The organism is Microlunatus capsulatus (assembly GCF_017876495.1).
GTDB lineage: Bacteria > Actinomycetota > Actinomycetes > Propionibacteriales > Propionibacteriaceae > Microlunatus > Microlunatus capsulatus.
Window position 1 is genome coordinate 3,024,171 of the sequence record NZ_JAGIOB010000001.1, and the last position, 21,538, is coordinate 3,045,708.

Sequence of the window (21,538 nt, forward strand, 5' to 3'; positions counted from 1 at the left end):
GCGGGGTGAGGGAGGAAGACGTCGGGTCAGAGCGCCCGGAGCCGTCCGAGCGGAGCGAGGACAGACGTCACGGCTGCGGCCAGTACGCGTCCTCGGGGAAGTCGCCGGTGACGATGTAGATGATCCGGCGGGCCATGGAGGCGGCGTGGTCGGCGATCCGCTCGTAGTAGCGGCCGAGCAGGGCGACGTCGACGGCCGCCTCGACGCCGTAGCTCCAGTCCTCGCTGAGCAGCAGCCGGAACTGGGTGCGGCGCAGCTCGTCCATCTCCTCGTCGCGGGCCCGCAGCTCCTGCGCGTTCTGGATGTTGCGGTCGTTGAGGGTCTGGCCGGCGGTGACGACCATCTTCTCGGCGACGTCGCCCATCCGGACGAAGTTGGGGCGCAGGTTGTCGGGGACGGCGATCTCCGGGTAGCGCAGCCGGGCGATCTTGGCGACGTGGGCGGCGAGGTCGCCCATCCGCTCCAGCTCGGTCACCATCCGCAGGGTGGCGACGAGCGTGCGGAGCTCGCCAGCGACAGGGGCCTGGCGGGCCAGCAGCGAGAAGGCGCGGGCCTCGACCTCGCTCTGCTTGGCGTCGAGCTTCTCGTCGGCGCTGATCACCTGCTCGGCGAGGTGGATGTCGGCTTCCAGCAGGGCCGTCGTGCTCGTGCGCACGGCCGACGAGACCACCTGGGACATCTCGACCAGGTCGGCCAGGATGTCGTCGAGCTGCTCGCGGTAGGAGTCCCGCATCGGTCGTTCCCCTCGTAGGTCATCAAGTCACCGGCAACCCTATGCCCGGGGGCTACCAGCAGCGGTGGGGGCGGTGAACGCCCGGTGAACAGGGCGGGAACGCTGCACGCGACGACGCGCGACGGGCGGGTGAACGGTCGGGAGCAGCCGGGAGGCGGCCCTACGATTCACTCGTGAACCCGACCCTGGTGGCGCTGGTCGCCCTCGTCGTCGGCCTCCTCCTGGGCCTGCTCGTGGCCCGGTGGACCCGGCGCGACCGCACTGCCGCCGTCGACCTGGACGCACCCGAGCCCCCGACCCCGCCGCTGCCCGAGGGCGTCGCCGAGGTGCTGAGCGTGCTGCCGTCCTCCGGCGTCGTCGTCGGGCCGCACGACGAGGTGCTGGAGGCGACGAGCACCGCCCGCAACCTGGGCCTGGCCCGGGGGAGCCGGGTGGCCATCCCGCAGCTGCTGGACCTCGTCCGCGCCGTCCGCCGCGACCGCGTCATCCGCACCACCGACCTCGAGGTCTCCCGCGGTCCGCGGGCGGCGTCGACCTTCCTGACCGCGCGGGTGGCGCCACTGGCCGACCAGCACATCCTCATCCTGGCCGACGACCAGACGACGACCCGGCGCACCGAGCAGACCCGGCGCGACTTCGTCGCCAACGTCAGCCACGAGCTGAAGACCCCGATCGGGGCGATCTCGCTGCTGGCCGAGGCCGTCGAGGACGCGGCCGACGACCCCGTCGCCGTCCGGCGCTTCGCCGGCCGGATGGGCGTGGAGTCGGCGCGGCTCACCGACCTCGTGGCGCAGATCATCGAGCTGTCGCGGCTGCAGGCCGACGACCCGCTGCGCGACGCCGAGGTGGTCGACATCGACGAGGTGCTGGTCGACGCCGTCGACCGCTGCCGGGTCGACGCCGAGCAGCACCAGGTCGCCCTGGCCATCGCCGGCACGGGCGGCACCCAGGTCCTGGGCGACGCCCGCCAGCTGAGCGTCGCCGTCGGCAACCTCGTCGAGAACGCCGTCGTCTACTCCGACCCCGGCGCCCGGGTCGTCGTCGCCGCCCACGTGCAGGCGGCCAGCGACGACGACTACGTCGAGATCACCGTCTCCGACAACGGCATCGGCATCCCGCCGGCCGAGGTCGACCGGATCTTCGAGCGGTTCTACCGCGTCGACTACGCCCGCAGCCGCGCCAACGGGGGCACCGGGCTGGGCCTGTCGATCGTCAAGCACATCGCGGCCACCCACGGCGGCGACGTCGCGGTCTGGAGCCGGCCGGGCGCCGGCTCCACCTTCACCATCAAGATCCCCGCGCACCTCCACGGTGCCGAGAGCCCGACGCCGGCCGACGAGGCCCCGGCGTCCGTCACCGCTCTGCCGGCCGCGGGCCGGCAGACCCCACGACAGGAGGTCCGATGACGCGTGTGCTCGTCGTCGAGGACGAGGAGTCCTACCGCGAGGCCCTGGCCTACATGCTGCGCAAGGAGGGCTTCGACGTCATCGAGGCCGCCGACGGCACGGCCGGGCTCGCCGAGTACGACCGGGCCGGGGCCGGCATCGTGCTCCTGGACCTGATGATGCCCGGGCTGCCGGGGACCGAGGTCTGCCGCCAGCTGCGGCTCCGCGGGCCCGTGCCGGTGATCATGGTGACGGCCCGGGACTCCGAGATCGACAAGGTCGTGGGCCTGGAGCTGGGCGCCGACGACTACGTCACCAAGCCCTTCAGCCACCGCGAGCTCGTCGCCCGGATCCGCGCCGTGCTGCGGCGGGGGACCGACGTCGAGCTGGTGCCCGACGTCGTCGAGTCCGCCGGGGTGCGGATGGACGTCGAGCGGCACGAGGTGTCGGTGAACGGCGACCGGGTGAAGCTGGCGCTCAAGGAGTTCGAGCTGCTCGAGATGCTGCTCCGCAACGCGGGCCGGGTGATGACCCGGGGCCAGCTGATCGACCGGATCTGGGGCGCCGACTACGTCGGGGACACCAAGACGCTGGACGTCCACGTGAAGCGGCTGCGCAGCAAGCTGGAGGTCGACCCGGCCAACCCGCGCTACCTCGTCACCGTCCGCGGCCTGGGCTACAAGTTCGAGGGCTGACGCCGGCCCCGGGCAGGTCGTCCGGGGCGGCGTCCGCTGGCGCGGCGACCCCCTCGCGCGGGGTTAGGGTGACCGGGTGACCGGCGAAATCACCGTATTCTCGGGCTCCGCCCATCACGCGTTCGCGGAGGAGATGTGCTCCATCCTCGGGGTGGAGCTCTCCCAGACGCGGACGACCCGCTTCAGCAACGACTGCCTGCAGGTGCAGCTGCGCGCGAACTGCCGCCAGCGCGACGTCTACATCGTGCAGCCGCTGGTGCCGCCGGTGCAGGAGAACCTCATGGAGCTCCTGCTGATGCTGGACGCGGCCCGCGGTGCCTCCGCGGCGCACATCACCGCGGTGATCCCGCACTTCGCCTACGCGCGCTCGGACAAGAAGGACGCGCCGCGCATCTCGATCGGCGCCCGGCTGGTGGCCGACATGCTCGCCGCCGCCGGCGCCACCCGGGTGCTGACGATGGCCCTGCACGCCCCGCAGGTGCACGGCTTCTTCTCCGTCCCCGTCGACCACCTCAGCGCGGTGCTGGAGCTGGCGGCCCACTTCCGCCGCCAGGACCTCAGCAACACCGTCGTCGTCTCCCCGGACCTGGGCAACGCCAAGGTCGCCACCGAGTTCGCCCGCAACCTGGGCCTGCCCGTCGCGGCCGGCTCCAAGCAGCGCGAGTCCGACGACCGGGTGGTCATCGACCGGATCGTCGGTGACGTCCGGGGCAAGGACGTCATCGTGCTCGACGACGAGATCGCCACCGGCGGCTCCATCGTCGAGCTGCTCCGGGTGCTGCGTCACGAGGGCGCCCAGCAGATCTCCATCGCCTGCACCCACGGCCTGTTCACCGGCCCGGCTATCGAGCGGCTCAAGCAGGAGCCGGACCTGGCCGAGATCGTCACCACGAACACCGTGCCGCTGCCACCGGAGAAGCAGCTGCCGAACATCGTCACCCGGTCGGTGGCCCCGCTGTTCGCCGAGGCCGTGCACCGGATCCACGCCGGCGAGTCGGTCAGCAGCCTGTTCAGCGACCGCGAGACCTACGGCTGACGCTCCTCGACCCGGTCGGGAACGGCCGTCGGGCCCGAGGGCTCCACCGCGAGGACGGCACGCACCCCCGCGCCGGGCGGACCCGGCGCGGGCGGAGCGGCTAGCCCGTCGCGCTGGGGCTGGGGCTGGGGGCGGCGCTGGTGCTGGGGCTCGGCGTCGCCGTCGGGTCCGGGACCGGGCTCTGCGGCTCGGCGCTCGGGGTGATGCTGACCTCGGTCGAGGGCGTCGCGCTGGGCGAGGCCCCGATGGAGGACCACTCCGGCAGGTTGCCGTCGACGATCGGGCAGTTGAGCGCCACCTCGCCGACGCCGTCGAACACCATCGTGACCGAGGCGGCGCCGCCGGCGACCAGCTGCGGCGCGGAGACCGTGATGAGCGGCTGGTTGGTCAGCACGACGAGCCGTCCGCCCGGCAGGTCCACCGGGGCGGGCACCGTGGCCGTGACCGACGGGGCCGGCGAGCCGGACAGCGGGGACGGCACGACGGCGACCTCGGTGAGCGTGTCTCCGGTGCCGCTGACGATCGAGGCGCTGATGATCCCCTCGCCGTCGGTCTTCGAGACCACCACGAGGTTGCGGATCTTCAGCTCGTTGTCCGACCCCACGTCGAGATTGGTGCCGTCCGCCGGTGTGTAGGGCTGGGACGTCTGCGCGTCGAACCCGCAGCCCGCCGCGGACCCGAGGAGGCCGAGCGAGAGCACCGTCGCCGCCAGCGCCCGGGCGCCACGGCCCCTTGCTCGTCCCGCCGGACGCCTGTCTTGTGACACGAGGTCGACTCCCGCCTGCCTGAGGTAACACCTTGCTCTGCTGGACACTGCCCGCAGCCTATCGAGTCGGCCGGGGTCCCTGCACCGGCTCACCGTCGCGCCGCCCCGGACGTGTCCCAGAGCACAGCCGACGCACATGGTCCGAGGTTTTGTCAAGCCTCGGCCTGGTCCCCGATGGGCCTCTGGCTAGCGCAAACGCCTCTTGGGTGAACCTGAGAGCGTGCTAAACTTGAGGTCGCGAAAGGGGTACCGAACAATATGACCTTCACAGTCGGTGAGACGGTGGTCTACCCAAATCATGGGGCCGCCGTGATCGAGGACATCGAAACCCGTCAGATCAAAGGTGAGGACAGGCTCTACCTCGTCCTCCGCATCGTAGGGCAGACCGACCTGGTGGTCCGGGTGCCGGCCTGCAACCTCGACCTCGTGGGGGTCCGCGACGTCGTGGACGCCGACGGCCTCGAGAAGGTGTTCAGCGTGCTGCGCGCCCCGCACACCGAGGAGCCGACCAACTGGTCGCGCCGGTACAAGGCGAACCTCGAGAAGCTGCACTCGGGCAACGTCATGAAGGTCGCCGAGGTCGTCCGCGACCTGTGGCGTCGTGAGCGCGAGCGCGGCCTCTCCGCCGGTGAGAAGCGCATGCTCGCCAAGGCCCGTCAGATCCTCACCTCCGAGCTCGCGCTGGCCGAGCGCGTCGACGAGGCCAAGGCCGAGATCCTCCTCGACGAGGTCCTCGCGTCCTGAGCCCCACCCGTCCGACCCCGAGCCGCGTGCGGGTCTGCTGATGCAGATCCGCACCGGTATCGGGGTCGACGTGCACCGCCTGGCCCCGGGCCGTCCGATGACGGTCGCGGGGCTCCTCTTCGTCGACGAGGCGCTCGGGCCCGAGGGCCACTCCGACGGCGACGTCGTGGCCCACGCCGCCTGCGACGCGCTGCTGAGCGCGGCCGGGCTGGGCGACCTGGGCAGCAACTACGGCACCTCCGACCCCCGCTGGTCCGGGGCGGCCGGCGTCGCCTTCCTCACCGAGACCGCCGCCCGCGTGCGCGCCGCCGGGTTCGAGATCGGCTCGGTGGCCGTCCAGCTGGTCGGCAACCGGCCCAAGCTGGGCCCGCGCCGGGCCGAGGCCGAGCAGGTGCTCGGCGCCGCCGTCGGCGCTCCGGTCTCCGTGGCCGGCACCACCACCGACGGGCTGGGCCTCACCGGCCGCGGCGAGGGCGTCGCCGCCATCGCCACCGCCGTCGTCCACAAGGGCTGACGCCGGCGCCCGGGTCCCGCCTGCGGGCGGGACGACCTCAGCGGACCAGGTTCGCCTTCGCCGTGTAGGTGTTGCAGGTCCCGACGTCCCCGCTGGCCAGCCCCGTCTGGCCCCAGTACTCGCGCGAGCGGGCGAGACCGTGGTTGCCCACGATCGAGGAGTCCCCGCTGACGGTGTCGTCGCCGACCGCCTTGTAGACGTCGAGGATGCCGCGGACGTCGGACTGCTCGATCCGCAGCGAGCCCGACACCGAGCGCATGAACATGCCGGACAGGCAGTCGGCCTGCACCTCGAGCCGGCGCGAGAAGGCCAGCTCGGTCGCCTCGTCGCCGGCCTGCTGGCCCAGCGCCTGGGAGGAGATGAGGATCGCCGTCCGCGCCTGCAGCGCGTGGCCGAACTCGTGGGCCATGACGACGTCGGCGCCCCACTTGTCGCTGGCCACCACGGGGACGGCGTCGTCGAGCAGGTTGCTGTAGTAGACCTGCTGGTCGGCCCCGCAGTAGAAGGCGTTGACGCCGCTCTTGCCGCAGCGGGTGGTCACCTCCTGGCCGTAGACGGTCACCGTCGGCCGGACGATCTGGAAGCCGGCGCCCTCGACCGGCGGCTGCCAGACGCGCACGAGGCACTCCATGAGGCCGTCGAAGTGCTCCTCCAGCTCGCGGTCGCTGGCGCTGCCCACGTCGATCGGGTCGGCCTCGCAGCGCACCGGATCGGGCGCCGTCTGGTCGTAGAACGGGTTGGCCACGAGCAGCTGCTCGGCCTCGTCGTAGGTCTCGGGCTGCGGCAGCGCCGGCGGGCTCGTGTCCGGGGGCGGCACCTGGTAGCTGTCGTTCTGGTACGCGGTCTCGGTCGCGCCGCCGCCGGCGAGGTTGGAGACGGCCAGCGCGCCGACCATGAGCAGGCCGAGGACGACGCCGGTCATCAGCAGCGTCCGGATCGGGCTGCGGCGGCGGGGGGCCGGGCGACGCGGGCCCTGACCCGTCGGCTGGAGGCCGGGACGCCCGTAGGGGCTCGGCCCGCCCCAGCCCTGCTGCGGCGGCCCGTACGGGTTGTAGCCGTAGGGGTTCTGCCCGGCGGGCACCCCGCGGGGGGCGTTGCCGGGTGGCGGGGGTCCCCAAGGTCGCTGGCTCACGGGGGTGAGCCTAACCGGGGGCCGGACCGCCCGGGCGGGGGAAGGGCCGGGTCCCGAGCAGGACGCGGAGCAGAAAGTGCGCCGGTCGGCGGCGCGTGACCGGGCGGGGATGGGAAGGTTGTCCCCGTGCCTGACTCCTCTGCATCGACGACGCCCACCCGCCGCCGGGTCGGGGCGCTCCTCGCCACCTGCGCGGTGGCCGCCGGCCTGTGGGCCGGACCCCTCGCCGGTCCCGCCGCCGCGGAGGGCGCCGCCTCCCGCGTCGTCGTCGAGGGCGTCCTGGCCGAGGACGGGACCCTCGTGGTCACCGAGACCATCAGCTTCACCGGCGCGCCGCCCGCGGAGGTCGAGCAGCGGCTCGAGACCCGCGAGGACCTCGTCGGCGACCGCCAGTACGTGCAGGAGGTCAGCGCCGTCACCGGCGCGACCGGCGGCACGGCGGCCACCCCCGCCGTCAGCACCGAGGACCGGTTCACCACCCTCACCCTGCCCACCGGCGGCGCGTCGGAGGTGACGCTCGGCTACACCGTGACCGGCGCGGTCGTGAACCTCGAGGGCGGCGAGACGGCCCTGCGGTGGCCGCTGCTGCAGGGGCTGAGCGCCTCCGTCGAGGAGTTCCAGGGCACGGTGCAGATCCCGGGCGCCTTCAGCTACGTCAAGTGCACCGCCGGTCCGCCCAACTCCACCGTGCCCTGCGACGTGGCCTCGGCCGGCGTCGAGGACTCCCAGGTGCCGACGTTCCGCGACGGCCCGCGCGGCCAGGGCGAGGTCGTCGTCGTCGACATCGGCTTCCCGGCCGGCGCCGTCACGGCGAACGAGGTGGTCGAGCGTCGCTGGACCGTCGGTCGCGCCTTCTCCGCCGACCCGCTGCCGCTGGGCCTGGCCCTCGGCCTGCTGGTGCTGGGCGGGATCGCGCTGCTGGTGATGCACCGGCGCCGCGGCGCCGACCAGACCACCGCCACCGGCGAGCTGGGCCGCGTCGCCGAGTTCGCCCCCGTCGCCGCCGGGCAGAGCGAGTTCCGCGTCGTCGACGAGATCCGTCCGGGCCACGTCGGCACGGTCGCCGACGAGCGCGTCGACCCGATCGACATCACCGCGACGCTGCTCGACCTCGCCGTCCGCGGCCACCTGCTGATCACCGAGCTGCCGCGCGAGACCGAGTTCGCCCGGACCGACTGGGACCTCACCCGGCTGGCCGGCGGCGATGACCTCAAGCCGTTCGAGCGGGCGCTGCTGGACGGCGTCGCCCCCGAGGGCGGCAACGTCCTGGTCTCGCAGATGGCGGACCGCGTGCACGCCTCGGTCGGCCAGGTCCAGGACCACCTCTACGACGAGGTCGTGGCCAACGGCTGGTTCGAGCGGCGGCCCGACGCCACCCGCAACCGCTGGACCCAGCTGGCGCTCTCGGGGCTGGTCGCCGCCGTCGTCGTCACCGTCCTGCTGGCCGCGTTCACCACCTTCGGCCTGATCGGGCTGGCGCTGATCGTGCTCGCGCTGGGCCTGGTCTTCGTCGCCCAGGAGATGCCGAGCCGGACGGCCAAGGGCTCGGCCCTGCTGGCCGGGCTGGGCGTGCTGCGCTCGGACCTGCTGAGCCAGCCCACCGGGCAGATGCCGCCGGGCCGGGAGCTGGAGGAGATCTCGCAGGTGCTGCCCTACACCGTCGTGCTGGGCGGCAGCGACCGCTGGCTCGACGCCCTGGTCGCCGCCGACACCGACGCCGAGGCCGACGCCACCGACCTGTCCTGGTACCACGGCCCGACGGGCTGGCACCTGCGCGACCTGCCCGACTCGCTCCGCAACTTCGTCACCACCCTGACGGGCAGCCTCTTCAGCCGCTGAGCCCGGGCTCGTCGACCGCTCCCTGAGCCGGTCGACCGCTCCCTGAGCCTGTCGAAGGGCCGGGTACGGTCGGGGCCATGCGCCGCCGCTGGCTGTTCGGGGACCAGCTGGGTCCTCAGTTCCTCGACGACCCCGACCAGCCGGTCCTGATGATCGAGGCGCACCGGGTGCTGCGCCGCCGGGCGTTCCACCGGCAGAAGGCGCACCTGGTGCTCTCGGCCATGCGGCACCGCGCCGCCGAGCTGGGGGACCGGGTCACCTACCTGGTCACCGACACCTACCGCGAGGGCCTGGCCCAGGTCGACGAGCCGCTCGACGTCCTGCAGCCCACCTCGTGGGAGGCGCTGCACCTCGTCGACCGGCTGGCCGCCGAGCGCGACATCGAGCGGCTGCCCGCCCGCGGCTACGCCACGTCGAGGGCCGACTTCACGGCGTGGGCCGACGCCCGCGGCGGCCGCCGGCTGCTCATGGAGGACTTCTACCGCGACGCGCGGATCCGGCTCGACGTGCTGATGGAGGGGGCGGAGCCGGTCGGCGGCCGCTGGAACTACGACGCCGAGAACCGGGAGAAGCCGCCGCGGACGCGCACCCTGGGGCTGCCCGAGCCGTCCTGGCCGGTGGAGGACGAGATCGACGCCCAGGTCCGCGAGGACCTCGACCGGCTGGAGCGCGAGGGCGTTCGGTTCGTCGGCGAGGACGGGCGGCGGCGGTTCGCCGTCACCCGCGCCGAGGCGCTCAACGCGCTCGACGACTTCGTCCAGCACCGGCTGGCCACCTTCGGCCGCTACGAGGACGCGATCCTGCGCGAGGACCGCTGGATGTCGCACTCGATGCTGTCGGCGCCGGTGAACCTCGGCCTGCTGGACCCGCTCGAGGAGGTGGACGCCGCCGTCGAGGCCTACCGGGCCGGCGAGGCGCCGATCAACGCCGTCGAGGGCTTCGTCCGGCAGGTGATCGGCTGGCGGGACTACATCTGGCACCTCTACTGGTACCTGGGCGAGGACTACCGCGACCGCAACGCTCTCGGCGCCCACCGCGACGTGCCGGGGTGGTTCGTCGACCTCGACCCGTCCGGCACCGACGCGGCCTGCCTCAGCTCGGCCCTGACCTCGGTGCGCGAGGACGGCTGGGCCCACCACATCCCGCGGCTCATGGTGCTGTCGAACTACGCCCTGCTGCAGGGCTGGAGCCCGCAGCAGATGACCGACTGGTTCCACCGCTCCTTCGTCGACGGCTACGACTGGGTGATGGTGCCCAACGTCATCGGCATGTCCCAGCACGCCGATGGCGGGGTGCTGGCCACCAAGCCCTACGCGGGCGGCGGCAACTACATCAACACGATGAGCGACCACTGCGGCACCTGCGTCTACGACCCCAAGCAGCGGCTGGGGGAGAAGGCGTGCCCGTTCACGGCGGGCTACTGGATGTTCCTGCACCGCAACCGGGAGCGGTTCGCCCGCAACCACCGGATGGCCCGTTCCGTCAGCGCCCTCGACCAGCTGGCCCACCTCGACGTCCTCGTCGCCGAGAACCCCGAGCTGGCCTGAGCCCGTCGCCCGTTCCCCGAACCCCCGTGCCACGAGCCTGTCGCCCCGCTCCCGGAGCCTGTCGCCCCGCTCCCTGAGCCTGTCGAAGGGCCTTCGACAGGCTCAGGGCACGGTCCGTGCCCGGTGGTGGTCGTCAGGCGTCGATGCTGCTCATGTCGGGGTAGCGCTCGCCGACGGCGGCGGGGACGGCCCGCTCCAGCTCCGCGAGCTCGTCGGCGCTGAGCTCGACCGCGGCCGAGGCCACGTTCTCCTCCAGGTAGCGGACCCGCTTGGTGCCGGGGATGGGGACGACGTCCTCGCCCTGGGCCAGCACCCAGGCGAGCGCGAGCTGGCCCGGCGTCACGCCCTTGCGCTCGGCGACGGCGCGGACGGCGGCGACGATGGCCAGGTTGGCGTCCAGGGCCTCGCCCTGGAAGCGCGGGTTGTGCCGGCGGAAGTCGGCCGGGTCCAGGCTGTCGGTCGAGGTGATGGTCCCGGTCAGGAAGCCGCGGCCCAGCGGGGAGTAGGGGACCAGGCCGATCCCCAGCTCGCGCAGCAGGGGCAGGATCTCGTCCTCGACGTGCCGAGTCCACAACGAGTACTCGGTCTGCAGCGCGGTGATCGGGTGCACGGCGTGCGCGCGGCGGACGGTCTCGGCGGAGGCCTCGCTGAGGCCGAGGTGGCGGACCTTGCCGGCCGCGACCAGCTCGGCCATCGCGCCGACGGTCTCCTCGATCGGCACCGTCTTGTCCACCCGGTGCTGGTAGTAGAGGTCGATGTGGTCGACCCCGAGCCGCTGCAGGCTCGCGTCGCAGGCCGAGCGGACGTACTCCGGGCTGCCGTCGATGCGGCGGTTGGTGGGGTTCTCGGGGTCGCGGACGTTGCCGAACTTGGTGGCCAGCACGACCTCGTCGCGGCGCCCGGCGACCGCCCGGCCGACCAGCTGCTCGTTGGTGAAGGGGCCGTACATGTCAGCGGTGTCGAGGAAGCTGACGCCGAGGTCGAGGGCGCGGTGGATGGTCGCGACGGCTTCGGACTCATCCGTGGTCCCGTAGAACTCGGACATGCCCATGCAGCCGAGGCCGAGGGCGGAGACGGGCAGCGCGGCGTCGCCGGTGCCCAGAGTGCGGGTAGGGAGAGCGGTCATGGGACCAGCCTGCGCCTGCCCGCGCCGCGCGCTGGAGCCGGGTGGGACCGGCGGCCTCAGCGGGCGCGGTGCCGGCGCTCGTGGTCCTCGATCGCCCGGCGCAGCTGCGCCACGGCGGCCTCGACGTCGTCGTCGTCGAGCGGCTGCGGCGACCGTCGCACCACGGGCTGCCAGGAGCCGAACCAGGCCCAGCCGGACATCGCCAGCAGGCCGAGGCCGAACAGCACGAGGACGATCGTGGTGACGGTCGTCGGAGCCATGGCGCCTACCCGGGTCGGAGGGACGTCGGGATCCTAGCCCCGGGCCCGGCGGCACGCGGCCGCTACGGTGGCCTCGCCCGCCCGCCCACCTGCCCCCGTCGCCCCGAGGACCGCCCGTGCCCGTCCCCACCGCCTGGATGCTGCCCGACCTGCCCGCCGCCGCCCGCTGGTCGGTGGTGGTCCGCGACGTCGGCGACGACGCGGTGCTGGCCGCGGCGCAGCCCGACCAGCTGCAGCTGACGGCGAGCATCGGCAAGCTCTTCCTGCTCGTCGAGGTGGCCGCCCGGCTGGCCGAGAGCGCGCTGGACCCGGAGGAGCCGCTGACCTGGGCCGAGGAGGAGCACGTCGCCGACTCCGGCGTCTGGTACCTGATGGACCGCCGCACCCTGGGCGTCCGGGACCTGTGCGTGCTGGTCGGGGCGTTCAGCGACAACCTGGCCACGAACGTGCTGCTCCGCCGGGTCGGGCTGGCCGCGGTCCAGGCGCGCGCGGTCGCGATGGGCTGCACCCGCTCGACGCTGCTGGACCGGATCCGGCTGCGGCGCACCCCGGCGGACCCGCCGACCCTCTCGGTGGGCACGGCGGCGGAGCTGTCGGCCGTGCTGGCCGCCCTGCACCGCGGGGCCGTCGTCTCGCCGGCCGTCTCGGCCCAGGTGCTGGCCTGGCTGGCCGCGAACGCCGACCTCTCGATGGTCGCCGCGGCCTTCGACCTGGACCCGCTGGCGCACGCCGAGCCCGACCGCGGCGTGACCCTGGTCAACAAGACGGGCACGATCTCCACCGCCCGGGGCGACGTGGGCGTCGTGAGCGGCCCCGACGCCACCCTGGCCTACGCGGTGCTGGCTACCTGGCCCGAGCAGGCCGACCCGCGCGACGCCGTGCTGGCCGCCATGCGCGCGGTCGGCGGGCAGCTGCGGGCCGCCGTCGGGGGCTGAGCCGCCCCGGTCGGGGTCCGCTCAGGTGGTGGTCATCAGGTCGGCCAGCACGGCGGCGCCCCAGAGCAGCGAGGCCACGGGGACGCGCTCGTCGACCCCGTGCACGCCGCTGGCCCGCCGGCCGTCGGGGTCCTCGCCGAGCGGGGCGAACCCGTAGCACTGCAGGCCGAGCCGGGCGAAGGCCTTCGCGTCCGTGCCGCCGGCCATGCAGGTGGGCACGACGACGGCCTCGGGGTCGGCGCGGAGCACGGCCGCGCGGATGGCGTCGAACCACGGGCCGTCGACGGGGGCCTCGACGGGGCGCTGGAACGAGGTGAAGGTGTGCTCGACGCCCTCGCCCAGCAGCCCCGGCAGCGCCGCGAGCAGCTCCTCGTCGTAGCCCGGCGGGCAGCGGACGTCGACCTCGGCGCTGGCCGAGCCCGGGATGACGTTGACCTTGTAGCCGGCCTCCAGCACCGTCGGCGTCGTCGACGCGCGGCTGGTCCAGCGGGCGGGGTCGGCGGCCTCGCCGAGGCGCTCGAGCGCGGCCTCGACGCCGGCGTCCTCGTCCAGGTCGACCTCGACGTCCAGCGCCGCGGCCAGCGTGCTCAGCTGGGCGCGGACGACGGGGGCCAGGTGGACCGGCCAGCGGTGGTGGGCCAGCCGGTGCAGGGCGTCGAGCAGGACGACCACGGGGTTGTCGGCGCCCGGCCGCGAGGCGTGCCCGGCCCGCCCGGTGGCCGTCAGCCGCAGGTGCATCGTGCCGCGCTCCCCGGCGGAGACGGCGTAGCAGCGCACGGCCGGGGTGCCCGCGCCGGCGTCGGCGGTCCGGACGGCGCGGAACTCACCGCCCGACTCCCCGACGGCGGCGCCCAGCCCGGCGAAGAGGTCGGGGTGGGCGTCCACCAGCCACTCGGCGCCCAGCTCGCCGCGGTCCTCCTCGTCGGCGACGAAGGCCACGACGACGTCGCGCCGCGGCCGCTCGCCCGTGCGGCCCCAGTGCCGCAGCGTCGCCAGCACCATCGCGGCCATGTCCTTCATGTCCGAGGCCCCGCGGCCCCAGACGTAGCCGTCGGCGAGCACGCCGGCGAACGGGTCGACCGACCAGTCCGCGGCCTCGGCCGGCACCACGTCGAGGTGGGCGTGCACCAGCAGGCCGGGGAGGTCGGGCTCGGTGCCGGGGACCCGCAGGACGACGTTGGCCCGCTCCGGGGCGTCGGGCCGGGCGAGCAGCAGGGGTTCGAACCCCACCTGGCGCAGCTGGCCGACCACCCACCGCGCCAGCGGGGTCTCGCCCCGGCTCCGGCCGCGGCCCCAGTTGGTGGTGTCGAAGCCGAGCATCGTCCGCAGCAGCGCGACGACCTCCGGCCCGTCGGCGCCCGGGGGCGGTCCGGTCTCGGTCACAGCAGCACCTCGTCGGGGTCGGGTGAAACAGATACGTAACAGAAGAACGCCCAGCATGGCCGACCTCGCGACGCGACGTCCAGGCGAGCACGGGTGTCGATGTGCCGATCATGCTTCCTTTCCTCGCCTCCGTGTGCGAGGGTCGGACGCAGTTCCGGTGGGCGAGACCCGAGGCGTCGACGCTTTGAGTTACGTATCTCCGCCGGATGTCGAGGCAGGTCGTGCGGTCCGCCGGGCCGCACCCGCGACGCGAGGGGCGCACATGGTCGAACGGACAGCACCGGGACGCGGACGGCGGCGCGTGCTGCGACGCCTCGTGGGGGCGGGGGCGGCGCTCGCGCTGGCCCTGCCGCTGGGGCTGTCGGTGGCCGCCCCGCCGACGGCGTCCGCCGCCGAGGGGGACCTCAAGGTGGCGCTCACCAGCGACATCGACACCCTCAACCCGTTCCTGGCCATCCTGGCCTCCAGCACGGGCATCCTGCGGTTCCAGTACGAGAGCCTCGTCCAGTACGGCAAGGACAACGAGGTCGTCCCCGGGCTGGCCTCGGAGTGGGAGACCTCGCCGGACGGCAAGACCTGGACCTTCACCATCCCGGAGGACCGGAAGTGGTCCGACGGCGAGCCGCTGACCGCCGAGGACGCCGTCTGGACCTTCGACGCGGTCAAGGGCCAGGAGGCCCTGCAGCAGGCGAACGGCGGGCTGGTGACCAACGTCGCCGAGGTCGCCGCGCCCGACCCGCAGACGCTGGTCATGACGCTGAACTCCGCGCAGGCGGCCAACCCGGGCGCCGAGCTGCCGATCGTGCCCGAGCACGTCTGGGCCGACGTCGACGCCGCGACCTACGCCAACGACACCGACACCGTCGGCTCCGGCCCCTTCGTCATCACCTCCTACGCCCAGAGCCAGAGCGTCGAGCTGAAGGCCAACCCCAACTTCTGGCGGGGGGCGCCGTCGATCAGCGGGATCACCTACGTCAGCTACAAGAGCACCGACGCCGCGGTCCAGGCGCTCCGCACCAGCGAGGTCGACGTCGTCAGCGGCCTGACCCCGGCCCAGTTCCAGTCCCTGGACGGCCAGGACGGCATCACCACCAACTCCGGCGCGGGCCGTCGCTACCAGGCGATGGCCATCAACCCCGGCGCCGTCGACGCCGAGGGCAAGCCCCTGGGCAACGGGAACCCGGCCCTGAAGGACAAGGTGCTCCGCGAGGCGATCATGACCGCCATCGACAACCAGACGCTGCTCGACCGGGTGCTGCAGGGCCTCGGCAAGCCGGGCCAGACCGAGGTGCCGAGCGTCTACCCGGCCTACTTCGGCTTCGCCCCCGGCGCCACCCCGCGCACCTTCGACCCGGCGAAGGCCAACCAGATGCTCGACGACGCCGGCTACACCAAGGGTGCCGACGGGATGCGCACCGACAAGTCCGGCAAGCCGCTGGAGCTGCGGCTGATGGGCCGCAACTCCGACCCGACGCACCAGCAGCTGGCCGAGTTCATCCAGCCCTGGCTGCGCGACATCGGCATCGCCGTCGAGGTCTCGATGGTCACCCCCAACCAGGTGAACGACGACTCGACGCTGGGCAAGTACGACCTCTACTTCACCGGCTGGGGCATCGGCCCCGACCCCGACTTCCAGCTGTCGATCAACCGCTGCGACAGCCGGCCGAACGCCGACGGCTCGGGCTCGACGAGCGAGTCGAACTGGTGCGACCCGGCCTTCGACGAGCTGTACGACGCCCAGCACGCCGAGCTGGACCCGACGAAGCGGGCCGAGCTGGTCAAGCAGGCGTTCACGATGATCCACGAGGCCGCGGTCAACGACGTCCTCTACTACGCCGACAGCCTCGAGGCCTACCGCAGCGACAAGTTCACGAACTTCACCCAGCAGCCCCAGGAGGGCGGCGTCATCACCGGCCAGAACGGCTACTGGGGCTTCTACGACGCCACGCCGGTCGGCGCGGGCGACGCGGTCAGCGGGAACCCCGCCGGCGGGACCCCCGGCTGGGTGCTCCCCGTCGGGATCGCCGTCGTCGTGGTGGCCGCGGTGGGCGTCGTGCTGGGCCTGCGCCGCCGGTCCACCTCCGCCGCCGACCGTGAGTGAGTCGTGACGCTGCTGGGCGCTGACGAGGCGCTCGTCGCCGAGCAGGAGGTGCCGGCCGGCTCGACGCTGGGCCGCTACCTCCTGCTCAAGGCGGGCGGCGCGCTGGTCAGCCTGGCCATGGTCGTCGTCCTGGGCTTCTTCTCCTTCCGGATCCTGCCGGGCTCCGACCCCGCCATCAACCTCACCCGCGGCCGCCGGGTGAGTGCGGAGGAGGTCGATCGGCTGCGCGTGCAGTTCGGCCTCGACCAGCCGCTGCCGGTGCAGTTCCTGCGCTACGTCCGGGACCTGTTCACCGGCGACCTCGGCTACTCCTACGTCTACAACCAGCCGGTCTCGGGGCTGATCCTCGACCGGCTGGGGCCGACGCTGCTGCTCACCGGCACCGCCGCGGTGATCTCGATCGTCCTCGGGCTGTGGCTGGGCCAGCGCGCCGCGTGGAAGCGGGGCAGCTGGTTCGACAAGGTGCAGACCGGGCTGGCCCTGACCTTCTGGTCGGTGCCCACCTTCTGGCTGGGGCTGCTGCTGCTCCTGCTGTTCGCCGGCGGGCTGCGGCTCTTCCCGGCCGGCGGGATGATGTCGCCCGGCACCGACGCGACCGGGATCGCGCTGGTCCTCGACGTCGCCTGGCACATGGTGCTGCCGGTGCTCACCATCGTCGCCGTGGTCTACGCGCAGTACCTCATGGTGATGCGCGCCTCGGTGCTGGAGGAGATGACGTCGGACTACCTGACCACCGCCCGGGCGAAGGGGCTGACCGAGGACAGGGTGCGCACCCGGCACGCGGTGCCCAACGCCCTGCTGCCCACCGTGACGCTGGTCTTCCTCACCCTCGGCGGGCTGGTGGGCGGGGCCGTCACGGTGGAGACCGTGTTCTCCTGGCCGGGTCTGGGCTACCTGACCTTCCAGGGCCTGAGCGCCCCCGACCTGCCGCTGCTGCAGGGCACCTTCGTCGTCTTCTCCTCGATCGTCATCGTCATGAACTTCGTGGCCGACCTCGTCTACCGGGTCCTCGACCCGCGGCTGAAGGCCGCGTGAGCGCCCCGACCACGGCGCGCGCCGGGAGCGCGGCCGCCGCCCGCCGGCGGGCCCAGGCCGCCGGCGTCGTCCGGGAGTTCGGGGCCAACCGCTCCGGCGTCGTCGGGCTCGCCCTGCTGCTCGCCGTCCTCGTGCTGGCCCTGCTCACCCCGGTGCTGATCCCGCTCGAGACCCTCGACGTCACCCGGCTGACCGCGGCCCAGAACGAGCCGCCCTCGGGCGCGCACTGGCTGGGCACCGACCCGGCCGGCCGCGACGTCGTCGCCCTGCTGCTGTGGGGCTCCCGGATCTCGCTGCTGGTCGGCTTCGCCGCCACCGCCGTCTCGATGGTGATCGGCACCGTCGTCGGCATGGCCGCCGGGCACTTCAGCGGCTGGACCCAGGCCGTCATCATGCGGGTGATCGACTTCTTCCTCGTCATCCCCGGCCTGGTGCTGGCGATCGTGCTGTCCTCGGTGCTGAGCCGGGGCGTCTGGACGATCATCATCGCCATCGGCGTCACCAGCTGGGCGGCCACCGCGCGCATCGTCCGCTCGCAGACGCTGAGCATCGAGGCCCGCGACTACATCGAGCGCTCCCGCGCCCTGGGGGCGGGTGACGCGCACATCCTCGGCCGGCACGTGCTGCCGGCCGTGCTGCCGCTGGTGCTGGCCAACACGACCCTGACGGTGGGCTCGGCGGTCATCGCGGAGTCGACGCTGTCCTTCCTCGGCCTGGGCGACCCGACGACGATCTCGTGGGGCTCGATGCTCAAGACCGCCCTCGACACCGGCGCCGCGACGGCCGGGTTCTGGTGGTTCGTGCTGCCGCCCGGCCTCGCCATCGTCGTCGTCGTGCTGTCCTTCACCCTCGTCGGCCGGGCCCTCGAGGCCGTGGTCAACCCGACCCTGCGAGGCCGCTGATGCCCCCCACCGCCCCGCCCCCCGAGCCCGGCCCCCCGGGCCCCGAGCCTGTCGAAGGGCCCCCCGCGCTCGCCTGGCGCGACGTCCGGATCTCCTACGCCCCGCGCCAGGGCGAGAGCGAGCCGGTCGTGGCCGTCGACGGGGTCAGCCTCGTGGTGCCCCGCGGCGGGACGGTCGGCATCGCCGGCGAGTCCGGCTGCGGGAAGTCGACGCTGGCCCTCTCGGCCCTGCGCCTGCTGCCGCGCTCGGCGCGACTCGAGGGCGTCGTCGAGCTGGCCGGCGAGGACCTCGTCACCATGCGCTGGGGCCGGCTGCGCGCCGTCCGCTGGACCGAGGCCGCCATCGTCTTCCAGGGCGCGATGCACTCGCTGAACCCGGTGCGTCCCGTCGGGAAGCAAATCGCCGAGGCGCTGGAGCTGCACCGCACCCCGGGCGCCGGTGACGACGCGGCCCGCGCCGCGCGGGTCCGCGAGCTGCTGGAGCTGGTGGACCTGCCTTCCGGGCGGGCGGCCTCCTACCCGCACGAGCTCTCGGGCGGGCAGAAGCAGCGGGTGATGATCGCCATGGCCCTGGCCTGCGACCCCGACGTCATCGTCGCCGACGAGCCGACCACCGCCCTCGACGTCGTGGTGCAGGCGCAGGTGCTCGACGTGCTGCGCGGGCTGGTCCGCGACCGCGGCCTGACCCTGGTGATGATCAGCCACGACCTCGCCGTCCTGGCCGCGGTCTGCGAGCGGATCGTCGTCATGCGGCACGGCAAGGTCGTCGAGGAGGGCCCCGCGCACCAGGTCGTCACCGCCCCGCGGCACGAGCACACGCGCGAGCTCGCCGCCGCCTTCCCCGTGATCGGCGACCTCGCCTCGCGGCTGCAGGTCGGCCGGGCGCCGGGGGGCGGGCGCGTGCGGGCCGAGCCGCGCGCGACGGGCCCTTCGACAGGCTCAGGGAGCGGGGGCCCGACAGGCTCAGGGAGCGGGGACCCGACCGGCTCAGGGCGCGAGGGGGCCCCAGGCTCGGGGAGCGGGGGGCCGCTGCTGGAGGTGGACGACCTCGTCGTCGACTTCCGCTCGCGGGGCAGCCGGGTGAGGGCCGTCGACCACGTCTCCATGAGCTGCGGGGCGGGGGAGATCGTCGCCCTGGTGGGGCAGTCGGGCTCGGGCAAGACGACGCTGGCCCGGACCATCCTGGGCCTGCAGCCGGCGTCGGGCGGCGAGGTCCGCTACGCCGGGTCTCCGCTGCCGCGCGACCGGGCCGGGCTCAAGGCCTACCGCCGCCAGGTCCAGTTCGTGCTGCAGGACCCGAGCGCGTCGCTCAACCCCAAGCACAGCGTGCACGAGGCCGTCGCCGAGGGCATCCGCATCCACCGGCTGCCGGGCGACGAGGAGCAGCGGGTCCGCGCCGCGCTCACCCAGGCCGAGCTCACCCCGCCCGAGCGCTATCTCCGGGCCATCCCGCAGGAGCTCTCCGGCGGCCAGCGGCAGCGGGTCGTCATCGCCGGCGCCCTGGCCCTGGAGCCCGGCTTCCTCGTCGCGGACGAGCCCGTCGCCAGCCTGGACGCCTCGGTCCGCGGAGAGATCCTCGCCCTGCTGCTGCGGCTGAAGGAGGACCTCGGCCTCGGCGCCCTGGTGATCACCCACGACCTGGGGCTGGCCTGGAACATCGCCGACCGCGTGCTGGTCATGCACCGCGGCCGGATCGTCGAGAGCGGCCCGGTCGAGCAGGTGCTGCTGGACCCCCAGCACGAGTACACCCGCAGCCTGCTGGCCGTCGTGCCCTCCGAGCTGGGCCGCCGATGAGCGCGGACGGACTGGGGCCGCTGGCCCCGGGCGACCGGGTGGCCCTGGTCTCCCCGGCCGGGCCCACTCCCCCCGAGCAGCGCGCCCGCGCCGAGGCGCTGCTGCGCTCCTGGGGTCTGGAGCCGGTCAGCTACCCCGGCACCACGGGCGCCCACCCGCGGGCGAGCTACCTCGCCGCCGACGACGCCGTCCGGGCGGGCGACCTCGAGGACGCCTGGTGCGACGACGCCGTGGCCGGGGTCTTCGCCCTGCGCGGCGGGTACGGCAGCGTCCGGGTGCTCGACCTGCTGGACGTCGACCGGATGCGCGCCGCCCGACCCAAGCCGCTGTACGGCAGCTCGGACGTGACGGCGCTGCACGAGTGGCTCCGCGAGGAGCTCGGCGTCGGCAGCTGGTTCACCCCGATGGTCGGCTCGGGCTCCCTGCTCGACGACGCGGAGGCGACGGCGTCGCTCCGGGTCGCGGTGCTCGAGGGGCTGGAGGGCCGCCGCTGGTCGGCGCGGGCCGCGTCGGTGCTGGTGCCCGGCACCGCGACCGGGACGCTGGTCGGCGGCAACGTGTCCCTGCTGGCCATGACGCTCGGCGCCCGACGCCGGCGCCCCCTCGACAACAGGGGCACCCTCGCGCTGCTGGAGGACGTGCACGAGGAGACCTACCGGCTGGACGGCTACCTCACCAGCCTGCTGCGGGCGGGCTGGTTCGACGGCGTCGTCGGGATCGCGCTGGGCGGCTGGGAGGACTGCAGCCCGCTGGCCGAGGTCGAGGCGCTCTGCCGGGAGCTGCTCGGCCCGCTCGGCGTGCCGGTGGTCTCCGAGCTGGGCTTCGGCCACGGCCCGGCCGCGCACAGCCTCCCGCTGGGCCGGCCGGGGACGCTGGTGGCGGAACCGGGGCGGCCGCCGGAGCTGGTGATGGCGCCCGTGACCGCGGCCGAGGCCAGATGAGCGAGCTGACCCGGCCCCGGGCGTCGACGCTGCTCAAGCAGCGGCTGCTGGAGGCGCACCGCGCCGAGCTGGAGGCCGGGCTGGCCTGGGCGGCGTCCGACCCCACCCTGGAGGCGGCGGCCGCGCTGGTCACCGGGTCGCGGCGGCGGTTCGTCATCGGGGCGGCGACGTCGTTCACCTACGCCTCGCTGCTGGCCGCCAAGCTGAGCGCCGCGCTGGCCAAGGTGACGCTGGTGGACGGCACCATCGTCCGGCCGCTGGACCTGCTCTCCGACGTCCGGGACAGCGACGTGATGATCGCCGTCTCGTTCAGCCCCTACCGGCGCTACACCGTCGAGGCGGCGGTGCCGTTCGTCCGGGCGGGCGGGTCACTGGTCGTCATCACCGACGCACCCGACGCCCCGCTGGTCGCGCACGCGACGGAGGCCGTCGTCGTCGACGCCCGGGTGGACCGCTCCGACGGCGCCGGCCGGCTGCACCCGGAGTCCCCGCTGGCCCCGCCGGTGGTCGTCGCCATGGTCATCGACGTGCTGACGGCGCTGTCCAGCGCCAGCGCCAAGGGCGCCCAGCGCCGCCTCGCCGACCGCGAGCGGCTGGCGCAGGAGCTGCACCTCTACCTCTGAGCCCTGCCGCGTCCCCCGCCGGGCGCCGAGTTGTCAGACACCAGATCG

The 21,538-nt window shown here is 73.9% G+C and carries 20 protein-coding genes; 14 read left to right on the plus strand and 6 right to left on the minus strand.

Annotation, left to right across the window (positions count from 1 at the left end; all coding sequences use genetic code 11):
• Positions 1 to 67: 67 nt before the first annotated feature.
• On the minus strand, positions 68 to 733 hold the full coding sequence (gene phoU, locus JOF54_RS13975) for a phosphate signaling complex protein PhoU (protein WP_210056875.1): 666 nt from the start codon (positions 731 to 733) through the stop codon (positions 68 to 70).
• 173 nt (positions 734 to 906) lie between these two features.
• Here phoU and JOF54_RS13980 point away from each other — a divergent pair, with 173 nt between their 5' ends.
• The 3 genes from JOF54_RS13980 (at position 907) to JOF54_RS13990 (ending at position 3,849) form a co-directional block, all read left to right on the plus strand.
• Positions 907 to 2,139: a sensor histidine kinase gene (locus JOF54_RS13980; RefSeq protein ID WP_210056877.1), complete on the plus strand. Its 1,233-nt coding sequence runs from the start codon at positions 907 to 909 to the stop codon at positions 2,137 to 2,139.
• Complete coding sequence (locus JOF54_RS13985; protein WP_210056879.1) at positions 2,136 to 2,813, plus strand: response regulator transcription factor; 678 nt, start codon at positions 2,136 to 2,138, stop codon at positions 2,811 to 2,813. Before JOF54_RS13980 ends, JOF54_RS13985 begins: the two co-directional genes overlap by 4 nt.
• Positions 2,814 to 2,889: 76 nt before the next feature.
• Entirely contained in the window at positions 2,890 to 3,849 is a 960-nt protein-coding gene (locus JOF54_RS13990; protein WP_210056881.1) for a ribose-phosphate diphosphokinase, read from the plus strand.
• A gap of 100 nt (positions 3,850 to 3,949) precedes the next feature.
• On the opposite strand, the gene JOF54_RS13995 is transcribed toward JOF54_RS13990, so the two are convergent.
• Positions 3,950 to 4,549 (minus strand): hypothetical protein, encoded by a 600-nt coding sequence (locus JOF54_RS13995; protein WP_210056883.1) that lies wholly within the window; start codon positions 4,547 to 4,549, stop codon positions 3,950 to 3,952.
• A gap of 324 nt (positions 4,550 to 4,873) precedes the next feature.
• Here JOF54_RS13995 and JOF54_RS14000 point away from each other — a divergent pair, with 324 nt between their 5' ends.
• On the plus strand, positions 4,874 to 5,359 hold the full coding sequence (locus JOF54_RS14000; protein WP_210056884.1) for a CarD family transcriptional regulator: 486 nt from the start codon (positions 4,874 to 4,876) through the stop codon (positions 5,357 to 5,359).
• Between the two features lie 40 nt (positions 5,360 to 5,399).
• Positions 5,400 to 5,873 (plus strand): 2-C-methyl-D-erythritol 2,4-cyclodiphosphate synthase, encoded by a 474-nt coding sequence (gene ispF, locus JOF54_RS14005; protein ID WP_210056893.1) that lies wholly within the window; start codon positions 5,400 to 5,402, stop codon positions 5,871 to 5,873.
• Between the two features lie 37 nt (positions 5,874 to 5,910).
• Here ispF and JOF54_RS21105 read toward each other — a convergent pair whose 3' ends face one another.
• The gene (locus JOF54_RS21105) at positions 5,911 to 7,005 is read right to left on the minus strand and encodes a neutral zinc metallopeptidase (RefSeq protein WP_210056895.1); all 1,095 of its coding nucleotides are present in this window, start codon (positions 7,003 to 7,005) and stop codon (positions 5,911 to 5,913) included.
• A gap of 126 nt (positions 7,006 to 7,131) precedes the next feature.
• On the opposite strand from JOF54_RS21105, the gene JOF54_RS14015 reads away from it, so the two are divergent.
• A complete protein-coding gene (locus JOF54_RS14015) occupies positions 7,132 to 8,844 on the plus strand; it encodes a DUF2207 family protein (protein ID WP_210056897.1) in 1,713 nt (570 codons plus the stop codon).
• 77 nt (positions 8,845 to 8,921) lie between these two features.
• A complete protein-coding gene (locus JOF54_RS14020; RefSeq protein WP_210056899.1) occupies positions 8,922 to 10,391 on the plus strand; it encodes a cryptochrome/photolyase family protein in 1,470 nt (489 codons plus the stop codon).
• 133 nt (positions 10,392 to 10,524) lie between these two features.
• Here JOF54_RS14020 and JOF54_RS14025 read toward each other — a convergent pair whose 3' ends face one another.
• Complete coding sequence (locus tag JOF54_RS14025) at positions 10,525 to 11,517, minus strand: aldo/keto reductase (protein WP_210056901.1); 993 nt, start codon at positions 11,515 to 11,517, stop codon at positions 10,525 to 10,527.
• A 56-nt stretch (positions 11,518 to 11,573) separates the two neighbouring features.
• Positions 11,574 to 11,777, minus strand: coding sequence for a hypothetical protein (locus JOF54_RS14030; protein WP_210056903.1), 204 nt, complete (start codon positions 11,775 to 11,777; stop codon positions 11,574 to 11,576).
• Between the two features lie 116 nt (positions 11,778 to 11,893).
• Here JOF54_RS14030 and JOF54_RS14035 point away from each other — a divergent pair, with 116 nt between their 5' ends.
• On the plus strand, positions 11,894 to 12,712 hold the full coding sequence (locus JOF54_RS14035; protein WP_210056905.1) for a serine hydrolase: 819 nt from the start codon (positions 11,894 to 11,896) through the stop codon (positions 12,710 to 12,712).
• A gap of 21 nt (positions 12,713 to 12,733) precedes the next feature.
• On the opposite strand, the gene JOF54_RS14040 is transcribed toward JOF54_RS14035, so the two are convergent.
• Complete coding sequence (locus JOF54_RS14040; protein ID WP_307804182.1) at positions 12,734 to 14,095, minus strand: M20/M25/M40 family metallo-hydrolase; 1,362 nt, start codon at positions 14,093 to 14,095, stop codon at positions 12,734 to 12,736.
• A gap of 301 nt (positions 14,096 to 14,396) precedes the next feature.
• Between JOF54_RS14040 and JOF54_RS14045 the strand changes: the two genes are divergently transcribed.
• Genes JOF54_RS14045 through JOF54_RS14070 form a run of 6 tightly spaced genes read left to right on the plus strand, consistent with a single transcriptional unit; the run spans position 14,397 to position 21,490 of the window.
• Positions 14,397 to 16,196, plus strand: coding sequence for an ABC transporter substrate-binding protein (locus JOF54_RS14045; protein ID WP_210056909.1), 1,800 nt, complete (start codon positions 14,397 to 14,399; stop codon positions 16,194 to 16,196).
• 3 nt (positions 16,197 to 16,199) lie between these two features.
• Complete coding sequence (locus JOF54_RS14050) at positions 16,200 to 17,231, plus strand: ABC transporter permease (protein WP_307804183.1); 1,032 nt, start codon at positions 16,200 to 16,202, stop codon at positions 17,229 to 17,231.
• Positions 17,228 to 18,133 carry an ABC transporter permease gene (locus tag JOF54_RS14055; protein ID WP_210056911.1) on the plus strand — a complete coding sequence of 302 codons (906 nt, stop codon included), beginning with the start codon at positions 17,228 to 17,230 and terminating at the stop codon, positions 18,131 to 18,133. The genes JOF54_RS14050 and JOF54_RS14055 overlap by 4 nt, the downstream gene beginning before the upstream one ends.
• Positions 18,133 to 19,926 (plus strand): ATP-binding cassette domain-containing protein, encoded by a 1,794-nt coding sequence (locus JOF54_RS14060; protein ID WP_210056913.1) that lies wholly within the window; start codon positions 18,133 to 18,135, stop codon positions 19,924 to 19,926. Before JOF54_RS14055 ends, JOF54_RS14060 begins: the two co-directional genes overlap by 1 nt.
• A complete protein-coding gene (locus tag JOF54_RS14065) occupies positions 19,923 to 20,867 on the plus strand; it encodes a S66 peptidase family protein (protein ID WP_210056915.1) in 945 nt (314 codons plus the stop codon). Before JOF54_RS14060 ends, JOF54_RS14065 begins: the two co-directional genes overlap by 4 nt.
• Positions 20,864 to 21,490 (plus strand): MurR/RpiR family transcriptional regulator, encoded by a 627-nt coding sequence (locus JOF54_RS14070; protein WP_210056917.1) that lies wholly within the window; start codon positions 20,864 to 20,866, stop codon positions 21,488 to 21,490. The genes JOF54_RS14065 and JOF54_RS14070 overlap by 4 nt, the downstream gene beginning before the upstream one ends.
• Positions 21,491 to 21,538 lie beyond the last annotated feature (48 nt).

Bases quoted from the DNA above. Each gene is read 5' to 3' on its own strand.
- JOF54_RS14070 (WP_210056917.1), top strand. From the start codon at position 20,864: ATGAGCGAGCTGACCCGGCCCCGGGCGTCGACGCTGCTCAAGCAGCGG.
- JOF54_RS14030 (WP_210056903.1), bottom strand. From the start codon at position 11,777: ATGGCTCCGACGACCGTCACCACGATCGTCCTCGTGCTGTTCGGCCTC.
- JOF54_RS14065 (WP_210056915.1), top strand. From the start codon at position 19,923: ATGAGCGCGGACGGACTGGGGCCGCTGGCCCCGGGCGACCGGGTGGCC.
- phoU (WP_210056875.1), bottom strand. From the start codon at position 733: ATGCGGGACTCCTACCGCGAGCAGCTCGACGACATCCTGGCCGACCTG.
- JOF54_RS14025 (WP_210056901.1), bottom strand. From the start codon at position 11,517: ATGACCGCTCTCCCTACCCGCACTCTGGGCACCGGCGACGCCGCGCTG.
- JOF54_RS13985 (WP_210056879.1), top strand. From the start codon at position 2,136: ATGACGCGTGTGCTCGTCGTCGAGGACGAGGAGTCCTACCGCGAGGCC.
- JOF54_RS14000 (WP_210056884.1), top strand. From the start codon at position 4,874: ATGACCTTCACAGTCGGTGAGACGGTGGTCTACCCAAATCATGGGGCC.
- JOF54_RS14060 (WP_210056913.1), top strand. From the start codon at position 18,133: ATGCCCCCCACCGCCCCGCCCCCCGAGCCCGGCCCCCCGGGCCCCGAG.
- ispF (WP_210056893.1), top strand. From the start codon at position 5,400: ATGCAGATCCGCACCGGTATCGGGGTCGACGTGCACCGCCTGGCCCCG.
- JOF54_RS14020 (WP_210056899.1), top strand. From the start codon at position 8,922: ATGCGCCGCCGCTGGCTGTTCGGGGACCAGCTGGGTCCTCAGTTCCTC.